We start from the raw sequence: 21,636 nt of genomic DNA, 5'->3' as shown, positions 1-21,636 counted from the left end.
CAACCCAATGCAAAATAGAATTATGTTTTGGGTATCTTCCGAAGAGGGTTTTGGTAGTAAATTGGGTGTATTTTTCCCTGATACTTTGCGATTTAATGGCCCTATAATAAAAATCCGCCGCCTAAAAGGTCGTTACCTTCATAAAATACGGCTGACTGTCCGGGGGCTATTCCCGATACTGCATGGTGGAACTCCACTTTCATTAAGCCGTCCTCCTGTACAATTGTACTGTTTGCGCCAGCATCCTTGTACCGGATTTTGGTAATCGCTTCCATAGGCTCCTGAATGCTGTCATATTTGATGAGGTTGACACCCCGTACCAATGCAACCGTTTTTTTGAGCTCTTCCTGGGTGCCCAGAACAACGGTATTACTTTCAGGGAGTATCTCAGTGACAAACATGGGATGGCCGAACGCTATGCCAAGTCCCTTACGCTGTCCGATAGTATAAAAAGGGTATCCCTGATGCCGGCCAACGATGGTGCCATCGGTCAGTGCAAAGTTTCCGCCTGCTACCTTTTCTTCAAGACCATCCACCCGATGTCTCAGAAAGGAACGGTAATCATTATCGGGCACAAAGCAGATCTCGTAGCTTTCACCCTTTTTCGCCAACTCGGTCTGGCCCATATCCAGCGCCATCTGTCTGATCTCGGCCTTGGTAAAGCTTCCCAATGGAAATTGGGTGCGGGCAAGATTTTTCTGCGAAACACCCCACAGAACGTAAGACTGATCTTTGTTTTCGTCCCTGCCTTTTGAAATGACATGGCGCCCGTTGTCCTGTAAGCGGATATTGGCATAGTGACCGGTCGCGATAAATTCGCAGTCTAGCTTGTCTGCCCGTTTAAGCAGGGCTTCCCATTTGATATGGGTATTGCAGAGAACGCAGGGGTTCGGAGTACGGCCTGCAAGGTATTCATCCACAAAGTTGTCGATAACGAAGTCTCCGAATTCACTTCTGATATCCAGTATATAGTGAGGAAAACCATAACCAACGGCCAATGACCGGGCGTCATTAATGGAATCCAGACTGCAGCAGCCGGTTTCTTTAGATGAAGAACCTGACGACGCATAATCCCAGGTTTTCATTGTAAGGCCTATAACTTCATATCCCTGCTCATGTAGCATTACAGCAGCTACGGAACTGTCCACTCCGCCACTCATTGCTACTAATATTCTTCCGTGCTTACTCATAATATGCGGCAAAGATAAATGAAAGATGTGTTGATGCAGGTCAATAGCTTGTAAAATATGGACATAAAAAAAGTCAGGCAATATGAAATCGCCTGACCCTACATCTACCTATGAAAAAAGTTGCTTGGGGTAGCAACAATCATTGATACAAACATCGCCTGTTTTACCAGGTAAAAAAATGACTTATAGCGCGTTTGTGTATGATTGACGTCATTATTTATCTGGCATTGTTGAATATTATCATTTTAGTAATAATTTTTATAGGATATTGCATTACAAACTGTTATACTTGGCGTCCGGCTGCTTGGATTATTAAGCAGGGGGGATGTACTTGAACTTAGAGTTAATGAGGCTGTTTTTTCTGGTTTGTTTTTCACTGTTAAGTGTTTATGCCCTTGGGAACAAGCTACCTGCCGATTTGATCCGTCAGCTGAGCAAAGCAAAATCCGATGCTTCCAGGCTCGCCATTTATACAAAACTGGCTGAATATCATTCGCCGTCTGACTATGATTCTTCTCTTTTTTATGCATCGGAGGCTTTGAAGGTGGCGAGGGGAGTCGAAAACAGGAGAGCTGAGTACGGGCTGCTAAATAAGGTGGCGCAAATCCATCATGCTCATGGTAACCTCATGTTATCCAGGAAATCTGCTGAAGAAGCGTTGCAGGGGTTTAAAAAGATTAACGATCAGAGTGGTATAGCCGCCAGTTACCTGACTCTGGGTACGATTTCGGGGAAAGGGGGCCGGTTTCCGGAAGCTACAGCGTCTATTTTGAAAGGCCTGAAGATCTATGAGAAAATTCGGCATGATAAGGGCGTATTTGACTCGTATATAAAGCTGGGGCTGATTAATGAACTCAGCGACAATCTCGGTCAGGCCCTGGCGTATTATAGCAAGGCCCAGGCGTTACTGACCAAGCATTCTCCCAAAAACTCATCCGTCTCACTACGGAATAATATCGGTGTGGTCTATGCCAGGCAAGGTAATATGAGAGAAGCGCTCAAGTACTTTCTCGTTGCATTGGCACAGGCAGACAGTACCGAGCATGCCGATCTGTATATATCCTCTTTAACAAACGCCGGCAATGCGTATCAACATCTGGGTTATCCTGACACGGCGTATGCTTATCATAACAAATCACTTTTGCGAGCGCAAAAGTTCCGGCTTCCGGACAAGGAAGCACGGGCTCTGCTCAATATCGCTGCCTTACATGTTGAAAAGAAGGATTTTCGGAAGGCTATTGAGTTGTTGGATCGGTCGCTTCAGATAGCAGATTCTATTGGTCACTCCTTTCTGGTATCGGAAATATATGAAGCTTACATTGAAATATATCAAGAGCAGGGAAGTTATCAAGATGCGTTTCGGGTGTTACAGAAGCTGAGGGCGTTAAGCGATTCTTTATTCAGCAAAGATAAGAAGCGCGCTGCCGAAATTATGCAGGCGGAGTACCACAAGGAAAAAAACGAGGCTCAGATCAAGACACTTGAGGCATTGAGCGGCAAGACAACGCTGCAGCGTAATGTGGGGATTGCGATTGCCGTGCTGGTCATTTTAATGTTGCTGATGGTTTATTTCTCTCTTCATAATGTGCAGAAGTTTAACAAACAACTTAAAGTGTCCAATCAGATCAAAGATAAGTTGTTTTCGATTATTGGCCATGATCTGAGAGGCCCTATGGGTTCGGTGGTGCAAATGCTGACACTGATGGAGAACGATGTGCTCAAGCCGAACGAGTTGAAGGAGATCGCGCACATACTGAAGAAACATACAGAAGCGTCTTTATCCACCCTGGATTCTCTTCTGGAATGGGGACGTACTCAGATTCAAGGGGTAAATGTGAAGGAGCAAACTTTTGCGGTGGCTCCAGCGGTGGACCTCGCGCGGGATTTCTTTTTTGCAGCCTGTACCGTAAAGAACCTTCGTATAGACAGCGACATTCCAAGGGACCTTCAAATTTCCGCAGATATTGACCATTTTAATTTTATCTTGAGAAACCTGCTCAGCAATGCGATAAAATTCTCTTATCCGAATAGTGCCATTGAGATCAGTGCAGCACACCGCGACGCGTTTGTTTGCTTCTCGGTCAGGGATTACGGCAAGGGAATGGACGAGTTGGATGCCAGCCAGCTGTTTGAAACCTTCAATTTGAAGGCGGAAGGAACAAGCGGCGAACAAGGGACGGGAATAGGACTTATGTTATGCAAGGAGTTCGTGTCAGCAAATGGCGGTCGTATTTGGGTGAATTCCAGACCTGGTAAGGGCGCCGAATTTTGCTTCACCTTAAAAGGCGTATAGACTCAGAAAATGTCGATATTGAACTTTACCGGTTCAAATTGATCTTCTTCATGTCCTTCCATAAACAGCACCACTTTGTATTCAGTCAAGTTTTCATTGAATCCCAGAAACATTCTACGCAGGCACCGCTGAACGATCGGGCCGAGCTGGAGATAAAGGCTTTCGCAGTAGTGATGAAATTGCGATCTGACCGTCTTTTCGTAGAAGCCGTTGCGGTTAAAATCAGCCAGATTGATCGTTAATATCCCGGCGTTATAAAAACCGTGTATCAATTCGCTTTTTATTTCCGGAGAAACCTTCTCCAGCCATTCTTCGGGAAGTTCCTCAAAGACGGTATTGTTCAGATTATTACTTATTATCTGGCGGTATAAGTTTAACATGGTATATCTAGAATCCTGTACTTGATGAGCGTTTCGACTTTAATCGTTATGATGGGGCCGATCTATGTATGTTAACTTCACTTGTACCGTATAGTTTGTATTTTTTTCAAATCTAATCGCTTTTTTGTTGGTAGCAAGTGTTCAAATGATCTTTATCTGTTGCAGGAAAATTCTTAAAATTGTTTTAGCCGCAACAATAGGGAGTTTAAGAGTGTTACAAATACATGTTGCTTCAAACCTCTTCCAATACGCCTTATGAAATATTCCTGATCGGTGATACCGGTGATATATCCATCTCGAGACCTGACCCGGTGTTGCGTATGCTGAACGGCCATTTGAATAAACAGCAGCCTTCTGCGGTGCTATTTTTGGGGGACAATGTGTACCCGAGGGGACTTCCTCCTGTTGGCAATATTCTTCGGAAAAATTCGGAAGCGATATTGAACCGCCATTACGAGGCATTGAGAGACTATCATGGAGAGGTGGCTTTTATTGCGGGTAATCATGATTGGAATAAGGGCAGGGACAATGGTTTTGAGTACATCGTGAGACAAGATGAATACCTGAACAAGCTTTTTGGTAAAAAGGTTATGTTTCCTAAAGGAGGTTGTCCCGGTCCCGAAACCTTTGACCTTAATGATAATATTACAGTGGTAGCCATTGATACGCAGTGGTGGATGCAGAAGGGCGTTCGTTCCTTAGATTCAGAATGTTATGACGGTATAGAATCAGAAGACGATTTCTTCAACAGACTCATTGGCATTCTGGATGCGAATATCCGCAAGCATCTTCTGGTGATCGGTCATCATCCTGTTTATAGCTATGCTATTCACGGCGGCAAGTTTAAGTTGAAGCACCACATCTTTCCCCTGACACTTTACGATCAGGATGCGTGGATTCCGTTGCCGGGTCTGGGTTCACTCATCCCTCTTTATCGGAGGTTTTTGGGTGCGCGGGAAGATGTAGCTCATCCAAGGTACCGCAAGCTTCGCGCAAAGCTGAAAGAAATCCTGGCGCGGTATAGTAATCTGATCTATGCGGCAGGGCATGAACATAATCTTCAATACATTCGTAAAGACAGGAACCACTTCGTAGTGAGCGGATCTGGCTCAAAAGTGAAGTATGTGGTACAGTCAGGAAAATATCTCAAGTTTGGTCAGAAGAGTAAGGGCTTCTTCAAGATGCGGTTTGAAACAGACGGTTCAGTGTATCTATCCGCATGGGCACTGGATACAAGCGGTAAGCTGGAAAGAGGGAAGCTGATTTATGAGAATCAGATCATTTAGATATGAGGAGGCGGGTTAATAAACCCGCCTCCTCATCTTCTAAGAACTAAGCTTCTTGTATTTAATCCGCTTAGGGCCTGTGTCGCCCAGCCTCTTCTTCTTGTTCTCTTCGTAATCGCTATAATTTCCTTCAAAGAAATACACCTGTGACTCGCCCTCGAAAGCGAGAATATGCGTACAGATCCTGTCGAGGAACCACCTGTCGTGGGAAATGATCACCGCGCATCCTGCAAAGCCCTCAAGGCCTTCTTCCAGGGCGCGAAGGGTGTTGACGTCAATGTCATTGGTTGGCTCATCGAGCAACAAGACGTTGGAGTCTTTCTTCAGTGTAATAGCGAGATGTACGCGGTTACGCTCACCTCCCGAAATGACTCCAATCTTCTTTTGTTGGTCTGCACCATTAAAGTTGAACTTGGACACATAAGCCCGGGAGTTAACTGGCCTGTTGCCGAGTAAGATGGTTTCCTGTCCGTCTGTAATATTTTCCCAAACTGATTTGTCGGGGTCAAGATCATTGTGCATTTGGTCAACATAACCAAGTGCAACGGTTTCGCCCACGCGGAAGGTACCGCTGTCTGGAGTTTCCTGTCCGGTGATCAGACGGAAAAGCGTAGTTTTTCCAGCACCATTCGGTCCTATTATCCCTACAATACCCGCAGGAGGGAGAGAGAAGCTCAGATTATCGAAAAGTATTTTATCACCGTAGGCCTTACTTACGTTCTGGGCTTCAATTACGACGTTACCCAGACGTGGACCCGGCGGGATAAAAAGCTCCAGTTTTTCTTCCCTTTCTTTCGTTTCCTCGGAAGCCATCTTTTCGTAATTTGCCAGACGGGCTTTAGATTTAGCATGGCGTGCTTTAGGAGCCATACGGGCCCATTCCAGCTCACGCTCAAGCGTTTTCTGACGCTTGCTTTCTGTTTTCTCTTCCTGAGCAAGCCTCTTCGACTTTTGTTCCAGCCAGGAAGAGTAATTTCCTTTCCATGGAATCCCTTCCCCCCGGTCGAGCTCCAGGATCCAGCCGGCGACATTGTCCAGGAAATAACGGTCGTGCGTAACGGCAATAACGGTACCCTTATAGTTTTTTAAGTGCTGTTCAAGCCAGTCGATCGACTCGGCATCCAGGTGATTGGTTGGCTCATCAAGGAGAAGGACATCGGGTTCCTGAAGCAAAAGGCGACAAAGTGCTACTCTTCTACGCTCTCCACCTGACAAATTGGCAATTTTTGCTTCCGGATCCGGTGTTCTCAGGGCATCCATCGCACGTTCCAGCTTCGAGTCTAGCTCCCATGCACCAACAGCATCGATCTGATCCTGAAGTTCACCTTGTCTGGCCATCAGCTTGTCCATGGCGTCGGCATCCTCGTAGACCTCAGGAAGGCCAAACTTTTCGTTAATTTCCTCGTATTCGTTAAGTATGGCGGTAATTTCAGAAACGCCTTCCATAACTACTTCCTTTACCGTCTTTTCAGGATCAAGCTCGGGCTCCTGAGCAAGATAGCCAACACTGTATCCCGGTGAGAACACCACCTCGCCCTGATTGGATTTATCCAGTCCGGCGATGATCTTCAGAAGGGAGGATTTTCCGGACCCGTTGAGACCGATAACACCGATCTTAGCACCATAGAAAAAGGACAAATATATATTCTTAAGAACCTGCTTCTGGGGAGGGTAAATCTTATTCACCCCAGCCATTGAAAAGATAATTTTTTCGTCTGCCATTATTGCTTAATAATCTGCGAATATCGTTAATCCGAGCCTTTCGGACTAATTTTTTATTATCTTGTAGGCATAAGGGTCGATTTCTGAAAATTGGCGTAATTGTTGATTAAATTATTACAAACACGCCGTATGTATTGACCAAACAAATTGATACATTAGGGCGTTCAACACGTAGAAAGGTTATTAAATGGAAGCTAAATTTTCACCCCGTGTCAAAGACGTTATTTCGTATAGCAGAGAGGAAGCTCTTCGCTTAGGGCACGATTACATCGGTACAGAGCACTTGTTGCTTGGTCTAATCCGTGAGGGAGATGGTATGGCTATAAAAGTTTTAAAATCACTCGCTGTAGACACCGCGCGGTTGCGCAGGACTATTGAAGACGCGGTTAAAGGAACTTCTGGCACTACTGCAAATCTGGGAAATATTCCCTTGACCAAGCAGGCTGAAAAAGTTTTAAAAATCACATATCTGGAGGCAAAAATCTTTAAGAGTGATGTGATTGGTACAGAGCACTTGTTGTTATCCATTCTGAGGGACGATGATAATATCGCATCGCAGATATTGATGCAGTATAACATCAATTACGATATATTTAAGGCTGAGGTAGAACAGAACAGAGATGGTTTCAGAGATGAGGCCTCGGGTTCTGCTGCGGGAGATGATGACTTCCGGGAGGAGGAATCTTCATTCAGTCAGCCTAAGAAAGTATCGGACATCAAGTCAAAGACTCCTGTTCTGGACAACTTCGGCCGTGATCTTACCAAGGCCGCTGAGGAAGGCAAGCTCGATCCTATTGTTGGAAGAGATAAGGAGATTGAACGGGTATCACAAATTTTATCCCGGAGAAAGAAAAACAACCCTATTCTGATAGGGGAGCCGGGAGTTGGTAAATCTGCAATAGCGGAAGGTCTGGCCCTGAGGATTGTACAGCGTAAGGTTTCACGTGTGTTATTTAACAAACGTGTCGTTACTCTGGATCTCGCTTCTTTGGTTGCGGGAACGAAATACCGGGGGCAGTTTGAAGAGCGTATGAAAGCGGTTATGAATGAACTGGAAAAGTCTCCGGACGTAATCCTTTTCATTGATGAGATTCATACTATTGTTGGGGCAGGAGGAGCTTCAGGCTCACTGGATGCGTCGAATATGTTTAAACCTGCTCTTGCACGTGGAGAAATTCAATGTGTGGGTGCTACTACTCTGGATGAGTACCGTCAGTACATCGAGAAAGATGGTGCTTTAGACCGTCGGTTCCAGAAGGTGATGGTTGAACCGGCTACTCCGGATGAAACGATCGAAATCCTGAACCGGATCAAAGAAAAATATGAGGAACACCATGGTGTGACTTATACACCTGAGGCAATCAATGCCTGTGTTAGTCTTACTTCAAGGTATATTACCGACCGCTTCTTGCCTGATAAGGCGATTGATGCGTTGGATGAGGCCGGATCGAGGGTGCACCTGACCAATATTCATGTGCCTCAGGAGATCATTGACATAGAGCAAAAGATAGAAGAGATCAAGGTCGAAAAGAACCGGGTGGTGCGTAGCCAGAAATACGAAGAAGCCGCTAAGCTTCGTGATACTGAAAAGCATTTGCTGGAAGAGCTTGAGCGTGCGAAAGGTGCCTGGGAGGCTGAAACCAAAACCAAGAGGTATACTGTTTCGGAAGATAATGTAGCTGAGGTTGTTTCGATGATGACAGGTATTCCTGTTCAGCGTGTGGGACAAACAGATAGCCAGAAATTGCTTTCTATGCCTGAGCTGATGGCCGGAAGGATCATTGGACAGGACGATGCGATTAAAAAGTTAACGAAAGCTATTCAGCGTACACGAGCAGGATTGAAAGATCCGAAGAAACCTATCGGTTCATTCATTTTCCTTGGTCCGACAGGGGTTGGTAAAACGGAATTAGCTAAGGAACTCGCCAGGTTTATGTTTGACAGTGAGGATTCACTGATTCAGATCGACATGAGTGAGTATATGGAGAAATTTGCCGTATCCCGTTTAGTGGGTGCGCCTCCGGGATATGTAGGTTACGAAGAAGGTGGTCAGCTGACTGAGAAAGTTCGCCGTAAGCCATACTCTGTAGTACTTCTTGACGAGATTGAGAAAGCTCACCCAGACGTGTTCAATATCCTGTTGCAGGTGTTGGATGAAGGTCAGCTTACCGATAGCTTGGGTCGTAAGGTGGATTTCCGTAATACCATCATTATTATGACATCGAATATCGGTGCCAGACAGTTGAAGGATTTTGGTCAAGGTGTTGGTTTTACTACTAACGCTAAGTCTTCACAGGCTGATACGCACTCCAGAGGTGTTATCGAAAATGCGTTGAAGCGTGCGTTTGCGCCGGAATTCTTAAACCGTATTGATGATGTGATCGTATTCAACTCGCTGTCGAAAGAAAACATCTTCAAGATCATCGATATTGAGCTGGCGTCTCTGTTCTCCAGAATTAATGCGCTGGGTTATGAGATATCTCTTACTGATGGAGCTAAAGAATTTATCTCTGAAAAGGGTTATGATTCGCAATTCGGCGCCCGTCCGCTTAAGAGAGCTATCCAAAAGTACTTAGAAGATCCTATTGCCGAGGAGATCCTTAAGGGCGAGCTGGCTGAAGGTCAGATCATGGAGGTGGATTATAACAAAGAAACGGATGCTATTACGATAGCGCCGAAGGTAACTCCTTCCAAGAAGAAGAAAGAGCCACAGCTGCCTGAAGGCGACAAGAACTCTACTGAAGAGTAGTTCTTTATATGAAGTGAAAAACCCGGTGCCTGCACCGGGTTTTTTTATTTTCAGACCAGCCTGCGGGTGCTTGCTTCGGGGCTGTTTAAATTAAAACTGTTATCTTTACGGCATTCCAGAGATCTTTATTAATAGAATGAGCGACGAATCAAATAACACGAATGAGAATGAAGATAAATTACAAAATGCTACACTCATTAACGGCTTATATGAAAATTGGTTTCTTGACTACGCATCCTATGTAATTCTTGATAGGGCTGTTCCGCACATTAACGACGGCTTTAAACCTGTTCAAAGACGCATACTGCATTCACTTAAAGAAATGGATGACGGCCGTTTTAACAAGGCGGCGAATGTCATTGGGAATACAATGAAATATCACCCCCACGGTGATGCATCGATTGGTGATGCCATGGTACAGATAGGTCAGAAGAACCTGCTGATTGATATGCAGGGTAACTGGGGTGATCCTATGACAGGAGACTCGGCCGCTGCTCCACGGTATATAGAGGGGAGGCTGTCCAAGTTTGCTAATGAAGTGGTCTTTAATCCGGATACTACCGAATGGCAAGCCAGTTATGATGGAAGAAACCAGGAACCGATTACCCTCCCTGTAAAGTTTCCACTCCTTCTTGCACAAGGTGCAGAGGGGATTGCGGTAGGGCTTGCAACGAAGATTCTGCCTCATAACTTTATTGAGCTTATTGACGCGTCTATAGGGGTGCTCCAGGGGAAGAGACCTGATTTGCTCCCGGATTTTCCAACGGCAGGGATGGCCGACTGTTCCAATTATAATGAGGGACAGCGCGGTGGAAGGGTGCGGGTGCGGGCTAAAATAGAGGAGCGGGATAAGAAGACACTCGCTATTACGGAGATTCCTTTTTCTACCACTACCGGGAGCTTAATCGATAGCATCATATCGGCAAACGATAAAGGCAAGATAAAGATCAAACGTATTGAAGATAATACCGCTCAAAACGTCGAGATTATCGTGCAACTGGCTCCGGGAATTTCTCCCGACGTTACCATCGATGCGCTTTATGCGTTTACAGACTGTGAAGTATCGATATCACCGAATACCTGTGTTATTCGTGACGACAAACCTCATTTTTTAAGTGTAAACGATATTCTTATTGAGAATACGCAGAATACCCGGAACCTGTTGAAACGGGAGCTTGAAATTCGTTTGCTCGAACTGAAAGAAAAAATATTTTTCGGATTACTGCTAAAGATATTTATACAGGAGGGTATGTATAAACATCCCCGGTATGAGAATTCTGGTACGTTTGAGGGAGTAGTTCAAGTGTTGAACGACCTTTTTGAGCCGTTCTTTCCGCAATTTTATCGTGTGATTCTGCCGGAAGATTATAAGAAGCTTATCGACAAACCGATGAGCAGTATTACCCGGTTCGATGTAAAGAAGGCGGACGATCAGTTGAAGGCTCTTAATGCCGGTATCAAGGAAGTGAGTCATCATCTGAAGCATCTCACCGACTACGCTATTGCATGGTTTGAGCGCATCAGGGAAAAGTATGGCAAAGGCAGAGAACGGAAGACCGAACTACGTACATTTGACCGTGTTGAGGCGTCGCAAGTGGCTTTGGCCAATGTGAAGCTGTATGTGAACAGGGAGGATGGCTTTATTGGGTCGGGACTTAAAAAGGATGAATTCGTATGTGATTGTTCTGACCTGGATGAAATTATTGTTTTTCGCAAGTCCGGAGCCTTCCTGGTAACCAAGGTGCAGGAGAAGGTGTTTGTGGGTAAGGATATTGAACACGTTGCGGTGTTCAAAAAGGGAGACGAGCGTACGATATATAACATGATTTATAAGGACGGAGAAAGCGGAACATCGTATATCAAGCGGTTTGCGGTTCTCGGCGTTACACGTGATAAGGAATATGACCTTACGAAAGGTACCAAAGGTTCTAAGTTGTTGTATTTTACGGCCAATCCGAACGGTGAGGCTGAAGTGGTTACTATTCAGCTAAAACCTCATTCCAAGCTGAAGAAATTACAGCTTGAAATCAACTTCGCGGATATAGCCATTAAGGGGCGCAGCTCAATGGGTAATATTGTAACACGTTATCCGATTCGAAAAGTCTTGCTCAAGACGAAAGGGATTTCGACCTTGTCGGGCCGTAAGATCTGGTACGATGATATTCTGAAGCGACTGAACGTAGACGGAAGAGGTCAATACCTGGGTGAATTTGACGGACCTGATAAGATCCTGACAGTGATGGCCTCAGGTATTTATGAGCTTACGTCGTTCGATCTGACCAATCACTTTGATGACAAGATGCTTCTCATAGAGAAATACGATGCGGATAAGGTGTATACAGTGGTTCATTTTGACGGAAAATCGAAGAATTATTATGTTAAGCGCTTTACGTTTGACGACATTTCAATCGGTAAAACGGTAAGTATTATTAGTGAAGAACCGGGATCTAAGCTTAGACTTATATCGGGAGCGGCACAGCCTGTTGTGACGGTGGAAATCTTAAAAGGTAAGAACCAGACGCCTGAGCATATTGAGCTGAATCTGGCGGATGTTATCGATGTAAAAGGAATGAAAGCTCAGGGGAACAAGCTGTCTCAATACGATATCAAGGATATCCAGCTGATTGCCGAACACGATGATGAAGAAGATGTACCGGATCCTGTTCCGGATACCTCTCTGGAGGATGTAGTAGAGGCTGAAAAAATAGATGACGAGGCGGAGAAGGAAGTTGCCCAGCACAGTCCCGAAGCGAATTCCTCTCCGGAAGTCCCAACGGCAGATCAGGAGTATAAGAAAAAGTCAAAAGACGTTAAACTGGAAATAACCAACCCTGACGATATAGATGACAAGGGACAGCTAGGCCTGTTCTAGTAAAGACAAAAGCCGTCGCAATTTGCTGACGGCTTTTGTCTTTATATGGGCTGGCCTTATGAATGCTCTTTCAGCTTTTCTTTGAACTCTTTAGTAAACTTGTCGAGCTTTGGCTGTATGACAAAGACGCAGTACGCTTTGTTGGGGTTAGTTGAGAAGAAATTTTGATGATAATCTTCTGCTTTATAAAACGCTGATACCGGTGCAATCTCCGTTACTATCGGCTTATCGAAAACGTTCTGCTTGGTAAGTTCATCTATCATTTTTTCGGCCGCCTTTTTCTGCTCCTGGTTATGATAGAAGATCACCGAGCGATATTGCGTCCCGACGTCATTTCCCTGACGGTTTAAGGTCGTAGGTGAATGCGTTTTGAAAAAGACGAGAAGGAGTTCATCATAACTGATGACTTCAGGGTCAAAGTCTACTTGTATTACTTCCGCATGTCCCGTATCACCGCCACACACATCATCATAAGTGGGATTTGTTACCTGACCACCCATATAGCCTGACGTGCATGCTGAGACGCCTTTCAAATTTTGAAACACCGCCTCGGTACACCAAAAACACCCGGCGCCAAATGTTGCTTGTTCTAGTGCCATATTTAATAAACAGATATACAGTTACATGGTTTAAAAACCTTTGTATTTTTATTGGTACTGGATGTATACGGGCTGAGGCTTAAGCTTCAGAAGATCTTCAGGAGTCATCAGCCTGTTAGGTGCTTTTTTCAGGTCATTTTTATAAAATATTTTGAAGCCCGCGAACTGAACTGGCTCAGGGAATATGAAGTGGCGGTATGTGCCCTTCTTTAATTCCGGCTCGCCCCATCCGTCCATGTGCATGACTACTTGTACCTCCGGACGAAGCTTGATGTCCTTGGTGTTAGTAACCATCTTGCGTGTAAAACGGTGTATAACGAAGATCTTTGGCGGAAGATTATTTTCCTTAACCAGTTTGGCAAGGTATTGAGAACAATAGTTGATGTCTGCAGCATCATAGGTTCCGATTCTTGAGCCCGGTTTCGCTCCTGTTTTCATTGAAAATTCCGGGTCGATACCTAAGTGGACATTGGGAAGCCTGAGGTATTTTTCGAGCAGTGGAAGTTCATCCTGAATAGTGCTGAGTGATACCTGAATATCAAGAAAAACTATCGCGTTTATCGTTTTAGCCATATTGATCACGGAGTCGATATGTTTCTCAGGCATTCTGAAGCGGTATTTCCCGTCTTTACCTCCATCGCCCTGCGCCACTACTGCAATATAATGTAAGGCAGGCTGTACAGGAGTTTTCGGATCAGCCTTTTCCCATTTCTTTACTTCTACATTAAGCCGTGAAAGCATCTCTTTAGGTTCGTATTCGCCAAGTATGCCCATTCTCTTTGAATAGAGATTACCATAATAGGCTACAACACGCTTAAAAGGAAGGATTGCTCCCTCCAATGGATAGGGCTGATTTTTGACAGGCCAGTATCCCGATGTGTCTCCATTTGCGAGTTCTTTGTTTTTAAGATTATAAGCAGCAGTATCTAATGCAGAAGTGACCGGTGCTTCTTCTTGTCCTGCTGCCACGTCAGAAGTGGTTGGGGAGGGCGTCCTCTTGTTATTGCTGTTGCTCTTTGTTTCACTACATCCTAGTGTAAAAATTCCCGCTGTAACTAATAGTAAAATGGAGTACCTTTTGATCATCAGATTAAATAATATTTTGGGGCAAATTAATCAAAAGATTTAACAAAGCCGATCCGTTCTGCTCATCATTGACTTATATCGGTTGGAAGAACCCTCGGGGCACAGGTTCTTATATAGTATTATACGCTTAAAGTTGTCATGGGTGGAAATATTGACTTCGACATTCTTGCAGCTAATACGTGATGGTGTACGTCAATCAAACGAAGTTTATTTTCTTCTAATGGTTTCGATTTGTTTCGTTTTTTAATTATTGTTTTGTATTTTTGGTTGTACCTCGATGGAAGATTCATCGAATGTGAGAATATAAAACGAACGGCTATGCTCGCTAACCAAAGAAGAGATAAAATTCTGGAACTATTAAAGGAAGATGGTTCTGCAAAGGTGATCAATCTCGCTAAACTTTTTAAGGTGACAGAAGTAACGATCCGGCAGGACCTTGAAAAGCTGGAGAAGGACGGTTTGGTGATGCGAGAGCATGGGGGGGCATTTTTGAAAAATGTAGAAGACCAGGTGAAGACTTTTTCGCTCAGTAATCAGGATAATCTGGATAAGAAGGAACTTATTGCAAATAAATGTCTGGAGTATATTGAAAGTGGTGATACCATCATTCTGGATTCCGGATCGACTACTACTGAGATTGCAAAGAAACTCAAAGGAATAAAAAACCTGACAGTTATTACCAATGCGCTTAATATTGCGTTAATGCTTGGCGCCGAACCGGGTATTGAGGTGATTATGACCGGCGGAGAGTTTAAGCCACCTACGCTTTCGCTTACCGGGCAGAAGGCGGCAGATTTTTTTACGGGGCTGAATGTTCAAAAGCTGTTTTTGGCCACCGCCGGGATTTCCTTAAAAGCAGGGCTCACTTATCCAAGTATCAGTGATCTGGTTGTTAAAAAGGCGATGATCAATGCTGCGGATACTACTTATCTGGTAGCTGATTCAACCAAAATCGGGAAGAGTTCTTTCGCCAGTCTGGGCGCACTTTCCCTGATCAACTACATTATTACTGATGGTGGAATTGAAGAAAAGTATAAAAATTTATTTAGCGACAACGATATCGAGTTAATTATAGCAAGCTAACCAAAATGAAAGAACCAATTAGTTTAGGAGTAATAATAGGCAACCGGGATTTTTTTCCAGACCGACTGGTTGCCGATGCACGCATTGAGATCCTGGAAATACTGGAAAAGTTGAACATCAGGCCGATCTTGTTGGAAGAGTGGGAAACCAAGTTGGGTGGAGTAGAGACATTTAACGATGCCCGCAAGTGTGCCGATCTGTTTAAAAGACATAAGGATGAAATAATGGGAGTACTGGTAGTGCTTCCGAATTTCGGAGATGAGAGGGGAGTGGCGGAAACGCTTAAGTTATCCGGGCTTAATGTGCCGGTACTTATCCAGGCATATCCCGACGATCTGGATAAGCTGGATTTGGCGAGACGCAGAGACTCGTGGTGTGGTAAGATATCCGTATGCAATAACCTGTATCAGTTCGGAATTAAGTATACACTTACTACTAAACATGTGGTAAGCCCTTCAGACCCCTCGTTTACGCAGGACCTTAGTGACTTTTTAGGAGTTTGTCGTGTTGTGAAAGGACTTCGTAACGCCCGTATCGGTGCAGTGGGCGCCCGGCCCGGAGGCTTCAATACTGTCAGGTATAGCGAAAAGATATTGCAGCGCCAGGGGATATCGGTCGTGACGGTAGATCTGTCTGAGATATTAGGAGACGCTAATAAATTGACGAAAGATGACCAGGTTGTAAAGGATCATCTTGAGCGCATTGCCAGTTACACGCCTACGGGATCGGCCCCATCGGAGGCATTGATTCAGATAGCAAAGCTGGATGTTGTTCTTAACAGGTTTATGAATGACAACGCACTTGATGCGTCAGCCATTCAATGCTGGACATCCTTGCAAAAGAACTACGGGTGCAATGTATGTACGAGTATGAGTATGATGAGCGAGAATATGTTGCCTAGTGCCTGCGAGGTAGATGTGACGGGAACGCTTACCATGTATGCCATGCAGCTAGCTTCTGGCTCACCAAGCGCGCTGGTAGACTGGAATAATAATTATGCTTCAGATGAAGACAAATGCGTGCTATTTCATTGTGGTAACTGGGCGAAGTCGTTCTTGCCTGATATTGAAATAAGCACTGCGCCAATTCTGGGAACTACTGTAGGAGTAGAGAATACGTATGGCGCACTTTCAGGCCGCACACCGGCTATGCCTCTGACTTTCGGCAGGATCAGCACAGATGACACACGAGGTGTTATTAAAGCTTATTTTGGGGAAGGTCAGCTTACGGATGATGCACTGAACACCTTCGGGAACAGGGCGGTTGCTCAGATTAATAATTTGCAGGGATTGATGCAATACGTCTGCAGAAACGGGTTTGAGCACCATGTGGTAATGAACGCCTCTAAGACCGCCGGGATATTGAAGGAAGCATTCGGCAACTACCTCGGCTGGGAGATTTACGAGCACTAGTAGGTTTAAATTCCATATTATGACAGAGAAAGAACTGAAAAGGAAGTCGGTAGAATATCGGAAGAAGATCCTGAAGTATATCTACGGGGCAAAGGCAGGACATACAGGAGGAAGTTTATCATGTATTGATATTCTCAATGTACTCTATAATTCGGTTTTGAACGTATCGCCGGAAGGCTTTCACTCTCCGGATCGCGACAGATATATACAGAGCAAGGGACATTGCGTGGAAGCACTTTATGTTGTGCTTGCTGATAAGGGGTTTTTCCCAGAGAAAGATCTGGAAACCTTGTGTCAATACAAGTCGCACTATATAGGTCATCCAACCAGAAAAGTTCATGGCGTTGAACAGAATACAGGAGCTCTGGGCCATGGTCTTTCGCTTAGTGTCGGTAACGCTATCGCTGCCCGGTTGGACCAGAAAGCTTATCGTGTTTTTACGTTGCTTGGTGACGGTGAACTTCCCGAAGGCTCTAACTGGGAGGCAGCCTTAACAGCGTCTCACTACAAGCTCGATAATCTCTGCGCGATTATAGACAATAATAAGCTACAGATCTCGGGCCGTACTATAGACGTATGTAATACAGATCCGATTGACAAGAAGTTTGAAAGCTTTGGTTGGGCTGTTCGGGAGGTAGACGGGCATGATTACGCACAGTTACTCGAAGCTTTTGCCAGTCTGCCGTTTGAGGCCGGAAAGCCAAGCCTGATTATTGCGCACACAGTGAAGGGTAAGGGTATAAGTTATATGGAGGATCAGATCAAATGGCATCATGGCGTGCCTGGAGAAGATCAGTATCTGGCAGCGCAGAGCGAGCTGGATCAGGCATTGGAAATAATTTAATATGGGAGCATTGGAAGAAATTAAAAGCGTGACGCAGGCTGCCGGATTGGCGAATTTGGAGGCTTTTTCTAATACGCTGCAAGCTTTGGCTGAAAGCGACAAAGATATCATTGTAGTAACGAGTGACTCAAGAGGCTCGGGGAAACTTGTTCCTTTTGGAACCCGGTTTCCTGAACAGCTGGTTGAAATTGGCATAGCAGAACAAAATCTTGTGGGCGTTGCAGCAGGAATTGCGTCGACGGGCAAAAAGGTATTTGCCGTTTCACCGGCCTGCTTTCTTACTGCGAGGTCTTTCGAGCAGATAAAAAACGACGTAGCTTATTCAGATAACGCTGTCAATTTGATAGGCATCAGTGCTGGGGTAAGTTATGGTGCGCTGGGTTCTACCCATCACAGTCTGCACGATTTCGCAGCGTTGCGAGCTGTCAACAATCTGATAATAGTGGCTCCTGCCGATAACTTTGAGACGGAGCAGGCTATAAAGCATGCTGCTGCTTTGGATAAGCCCGTTTATTTACGCTTCGGGAAGAAGAATATGCCACATCTCCCGTCGGTGGGCGAGCAAGCTTTCGAGTTCGGAAAAGGCCGGGTTATTCGTGAGGGTGAAGATCTGGTTATTATTGCAACCGGAGAGGCCGTTTATCCTGCGTTCGAGGCAGCGGAAAGGCTGCAGGCTGAGCATCGGTTCGGGGTTGCTGTTGTGAGTATGCATACGGTTAAGCCACTTGATTATGAACTTATCTCCACGATGGCCAAACGGGGGGTACCCATTATCACTGTTGAGGAACATAGTGTTTACGGGGGTCTTGGAGAAGCATGCGCTTCGTTTTTGATGGAGAATGGTTTCTCCAATCGATTCAAGATCATGGGTATTCCGGATGAATATACGGTGACAGGCTCTCAAAATGATATATTCAATCATTATGGGATCTCCGGAGAGGGTATTACTTTGACCGCTTTAACTTTATTGAAATGACCTGAGTTTTCTGGTTTCAGATAATTGTCTGAAGCAATTAACCTATTTAACCAATTATAATATGACGAGGAAAACTTGCATTTTCTTTCTGCTGCTCTGGTGCATGTCTATTAATGCCTGCACGAATAGGGCGGCTCCTGATCAACCTAAAAAGATTGCAATAATCGTTTCTACGCTAAATAATCCATGGTTTGTTGTGCTCGCAGAAACGGCGGCAAAAAAAGCAGGTGAGTTAGGATACGAGGCGAAGGTATTCGACTCTCAAAATAACACAGCGCTTGAAGCTGATCATTTTGAAAACGCAATAACATCTGGTTTTGATGCCATCTTGTTTAATCCCACTGATGCCGACGGCTCCATAACCAATATATCAAAAGCTAAAACCGCAGATGTGCCTGTTTTTTGCATGGACAGGGAGGTGAACTCTACAACGGTGGCCACTTCGCAGATCTTATCAGACAGCTACTCCGGATGCATTGCCATGGGTAAGTATTTTGTGAAGCAGCTAAACAAGAAGGGGAAGTATGTGGAGATATTGGGGCTTGTAGGAGATAACAATACATGGGCCAGATCTAAGGGCTTTCATAGTGTGGTTGATGACTTTCCTGAATTAAAAATGGTTGCTCAACATAGTGCAGATTTCGATCGAAATAAGGCCATGGAGGTGATGGAGTCTGTTTTGCAAGCCAATCCGGATATAGATGGCGTTTTCTGTGGCAATGATGCCATGGCAATGGGGGCTTATCAGGCTTTGGTGGCTGCCGGAAAATCGGATCATGTACAGGTATTTGGCTTTGATGGGGCAGATGACGTCCTCCAGTCTGTTGAAGCCGGAAAGATAAAGGCAACAGGAATGCAGTATCCAAAAATAATGGCAGAGACAGCCGCCATTTATGCTCAGGAATACTTTAACGGCAAACGAGATTTCCCGCAGAAGGTCCCTGTCGCAGTGGAGCTGGTCACTTCAGCTAATATCAAAAATTATCTTTCGAAATAGGCTATGAGGATTTTTAAATATATTATAGCGGTAGCAGCCCTTTTGTTCGTTGGCTATCATTCGGTATACTTTCAGAAGCTAAGTGAGGTAAGAAAGGCGGAGTCGGGGAATGATACAGATATGGAAGCGTATACCAGAGATTTCTGGGACAACAAATTACCTTCTTCAATTGAAAGTGCTATCGATGTTAAAGAGCTGGTAGCACTGATCAAAACGCAGCCCGAAAAGGCTTTCGCAGAACATGCACATGCGCTGGGTATTGGAAATCTACAGTATTTTATGGTGAAAGGAGAGGGGCAGATTACGGCGGTTAATGATAATAATGTTGAGCTGCTTATCGGGAGAGGTGATGGAAGTTTTAAACTGCGCATTGAAACGGAGCTTGTCTATGGAAACTCCGTCAGAGATGCTTCGGGATTGCTTAACATGAATGCCTTTAAAAATACCTCTGAGTTTAACGAGGTGTCTGCAGGCTTAAATAAAATAATTCGGAAGGAAGTTCTCCCGCCTTTCAAGAAAAGAGCAAAGAAGGGCGATGTGGTTCGCTTTACAGGTGCCGTTGAGTTGAACAGCAGGTTCCTGAAGCTTGATGATATGGAGGTGACGCCGGTTCAATTGCAAATAGTCAAATAATCAGAATCTGATGCTAGTAGTTGAAAATATAAGTAAGCATTTCTCAGGCGTTGCGGCGCTTGACGGTATAAACCTTGAGATTCATGCCGGCGAGGTGACGGCAATAGTAGGCGAGAACGGTGCTGGAAAGTCTACATTGATGAAGATACTCTCGGGTGTTTATGCTGACTATGAAGGCCGTGTTTTGTTAAGGGGGGAGCTGGTAAATTTTAGCAGTCCGAAACATGCGCAGGAATGCGGGATTGCTATTATCCACCAGGAGCTTAACCTGATTCCTTATCTGAGCATTACAGAAAATATTTTTTTAGGGCGGGAACTTACCACATGGGGGGGATTGGACAAAAAAGCTATGCGTTTGAAAACGCAGGAATTGCTTAAAAGGCTGAAGCTGAACCTTGATCCTGATACCCTGGTAGTAGATTTAAAAGTCGGCCAGCAGCAGGTTGTTGAAATCGCGAAGGCGTTGCTGACGGAATCTGAAGTGATTATCATGGATGAGCCGACATCAGCGATAAGTGATAATGAGGTGAAGGTGTTGTTTGAAATAATCGATGATCTCAGAAACGAGAATAAGGCGATTGTTTACATCTCTCATAAGCTTGATGAGCTCTTTAAGATCGCCGACCGATATGTTGTTCTTCGGGATGGAAAGTTGATTGAATCGGGTAGAATGAAAGATGTACAAACCAATGACATCATCCAGAAAATGGTTGGGAGGGAGGTTCGTCTCGTTCGTAACCGAACTAGTAAGGCACAGGATTGTGAGCTTCTTGAGGTTCAGAACCTTTACCTCAAAAACCCGGAGCGGAGTGGGGAGTATCTGTTGAATGATATATCTTTCTGTCTGAATAAGGGAGAGATTTTAGGTGTTTTTGGCCTTATGGGAGCCGGAAGAACGGAATTGCTCGAAGCTATATTTGGTCAGCATCCGAAACATACCAGCGGGAATATCCGTATTGGGGGAAAGGCTTATTCGTACAGTTCCTCCATAGAAGCGATCAAGGCGGGGCTGGCGCTGGTGCCGGAAGATCGAAAGAAAGATGGCTTGGTATTAGGGCTGGATGTTCAGAAAAATATCGCTATTACGACTTTGAAAGACAGGGAGGTGTTAGGCCTACTGCATATGGGGAAGGAGACGCAGCTTTGCGATAAGTATCGCAGTGATTTGAAGATTAAGGCTTCTTCTGGTAAACAGACAGCTGGTTCGTTAAGCGGCGGCAATCAGCAGAAGATCGTGATTGCAAAATGGCTGGCCACTCATCCAAAGATTCTGCTACTCGACGAACCGACGAGGGGTATAGACATAAATGCGAAAAACGAAATCTATAAACTCATGCTTGACCTTACTGGTCAGGGACTGGGCATAATAATGGTGTCTTCAGAGTTACCTGAGATACTGGCTGTCTCGGATCGCGTTATGGTTCTCTCCGAAGGAAATGTGACCGCCCAAATACCGATCGATGATGCAACAGAGGAGAATATTCTCCAAGCAGCTATTCCAAAATCAATATAAA

General features: G+C 44.9%; 16 protein-coding genes. 11 read left to right on the top strand and 5 right to left on the bottom strand.

Translation table 11 applies throughout. The features are described from left to right. Window positions 1–101: 101 nt before the first annotated feature. A complete protein-coding gene (mnmA, locus tag ACKI5J_RS01275) occupies window positions 102–1,190 on the bottom strand; it encodes a tRNA 2-thiouridine(34) synthase MnmA (RefSeq protein ID WP_407425700.1) in 1,089 nt (362 codons plus the stop codon). 346 nt (window positions 1,191–1,536) lie between these two features. Here mnmA and ACKI5J_RS01270 point away from each other — a divergent pair, with 346 nt between their 5' ends. After that, on the top strand, window positions 1,537–3,483 hold the full coding sequence (locus ACKI5J_RS01270; RefSeq protein WP_407425698.1) for a tetratricopeptide repeat protein: 1,947 nt from the start codon (window positions 1,537–1,539) through the stop codon (window positions 3,481–3,483). A 2-nt stretch (window positions 3,484–3,485) separates the two neighbouring features. Here ACKI5J_RS01270 and ACKI5J_RS01265 read toward each other — a convergent pair whose 3' ends face one another. Next, window positions 3,486–3,863 (bottom strand): hypothetical protein, encoded by a 378-nt coding sequence (locus ACKI5J_RS01265; protein ID WP_407425696.1) that lies wholly within the window; start codon window positions 3,861–3,863, stop codon window positions 3,486–3,488. Between the two features lie 224 nt (window positions 3,864–4,087). On the opposite strand from ACKI5J_RS01265, the gene ACKI5J_RS01260 reads away from it, so the two are divergent. After that, complete coding sequence (locus tag ACKI5J_RS01260; RefSeq protein WP_407425694.1) at window positions 4,088–5,149, top strand: metallophosphoesterase; 1,062 nt, start codon at window positions 4,088–4,090, stop codon at window positions 5,147–5,149. 39 nt (window positions 5,150–5,188) lie between these two features. On the opposite strand, the gene ettA is transcribed toward ACKI5J_RS01260, so the two are convergent. Then, window positions 5,189–6,871 (bottom strand): energy-dependent translational throttle protein EttA, encoded by a 1,683-nt coding sequence (ettA, locus tag ACKI5J_RS01255; RefSeq protein ID WP_407425692.1) that lies wholly within the window; start codon window positions 6,869–6,871, stop codon window positions 5,189–5,191. Between the two features lie 187 nt (window positions 6,872–7,058). Here ettA and ACKI5J_RS01250 point away from each other — a divergent pair, with 187 nt between their 5' ends. Together ACKI5J_RS01250 and ACKI5J_RS01245 are read left to right on the top strand one after the other, a co-directional pair. Then, entirely contained in the window at window positions 7,059–9,620 is a 2,562-nt protein-coding gene (locus ACKI5J_RS01250; protein WP_407425690.1) for an ATP-dependent Clp protease ATP-binding subunit, read from the top strand. A gap of 136 nt (window positions 9,621–9,756) precedes the next feature. Continuing rightward, entirely contained in the window at window positions 9,757–12,492 is a 2,736-nt protein-coding gene (locus ACKI5J_RS01245; RefSeq protein WP_407425688.1) for a DNA gyrase/topoisomerase IV subunit A, read from the top strand. A gap of 56 nt (window positions 12,493–12,548) precedes the next feature. Here ACKI5J_RS01245 and msrA read toward each other — a convergent pair whose 3' ends face one another. Further along, window positions 12,549–13,091, bottom strand: coding sequence for a peptide-methionine (S)-S-oxide reductase MsrA (gene msrA / locus ACKI5J_RS01240; protein ID WP_407425686.1), 543 nt, complete (start codon window positions 13,089–13,091; stop codon window positions 12,549–12,551). A 48-nt stretch (window positions 13,092–13,139) separates the two neighbouring features. Further along, the gene (locus ACKI5J_RS01235; protein WP_407425712.1) at window positions 13,140–14,174 is read right to left on the bottom strand and encodes a hypothetical protein; all 1,035 of its coding nucleotides are present in this window, start codon (window positions 14,172–14,174) and stop codon (window positions 13,140–13,142) included. 321 nt (window positions 14,175–14,495) lie between these two features. Here ACKI5J_RS01235 and ACKI5J_RS01230 point away from each other — a divergent pair, with 321 nt between their 5' ends. The 7 genes from ACKI5J_RS01230 to ACKI5J_RS01200 all read left to right on the top strand — a co-directional run bounded on the left by ACKI5J_RS01230 (window position 14,496) and on the right by ACKI5J_RS01200 (window position 21,635). Next, window positions 14,496–15,260 carry a DeoR/GlpR family DNA-binding transcription regulator gene (locus ACKI5J_RS01230; protein ID WP_407425684.1) on the top strand — a complete coding sequence of 255 codons (765 nt, stop codon included), beginning with the start codon at window positions 14,496–14,498 and terminating at the stop codon, window positions 15,258–15,260. A 5-nt stretch (window positions 15,261–15,265) separates the two neighbouring features. After that, a complete protein-coding gene (locus ACKI5J_RS01225; RefSeq protein ID WP_407425682.1) occupies window positions 15,266–16,672 on the top strand; it encodes an L-fucose/L-arabinose isomerase family protein in 1,407 nt (468 codons plus the stop codon). Window positions 16,673–16,691: 19 nt separating this feature from the next. Further along, a complete protein-coding gene (locus ACKI5J_RS01220) occupies window positions 16,692–17,516 on the top strand; it encodes a transketolase (RefSeq protein ID WP_407425680.1) in 825 nt (274 codons plus the stop codon). 1 nt (window position 17,517) lies between these two features. After that, complete coding sequence (locus ACKI5J_RS01215) at window positions 17,518–18,492, top strand: transketolase family protein (RefSeq protein ID WP_407425678.1); 975 nt, start codon at window positions 17,518–17,520, stop codon at window positions 18,490–18,492. A 61-nt stretch (window positions 18,493–18,553) separates the two neighbouring features. Next, window positions 18,554–19,489: a D-ribose ABC transporter substrate-binding protein gene (locus ACKI5J_RS01210; RefSeq protein WP_407425676.1), complete on the top strand. Its 936-nt coding sequence runs from the start codon at window positions 18,554–18,556 to the stop codon at window positions 19,487–19,489. 3 nt (window positions 19,490–19,492) lie between these two features. Continuing rightward, window positions 19,493–20,122, top strand: a complete 630-nt coding sequence (locus ACKI5J_RS01205; protein WP_407425674.1) for a DUF2291 domain-containing protein — start codon at window positions 19,493–19,495, stop codon at window positions 20,120–20,122. Between the two features lie 10 nt (window positions 20,123–20,132). Continuing rightward, a complete protein-coding gene (locus ACKI5J_RS01200) occupies window positions 20,133–21,635 on the top strand; it encodes a sugar ABC transporter ATP-binding protein (protein WP_407425672.1) in 1,503 nt (500 codons plus the stop codon). The last annotated feature ends 1 nt before the right edge of the window (window position 21,636 follow it).

It is taken from the genome of Arcticibacter sp. (assembly GCF_045629565.1).
Lineage (GTDB): Bacteria > Bacteroidota > Bacteroidia > Sphingobacteriales > Sphingobacteriaceae > Arcticibacter.
Note: the sequence above shows the minus strand (reverse complement) of the source record. Positions and strands in the feature narration are given on the sequence as shown.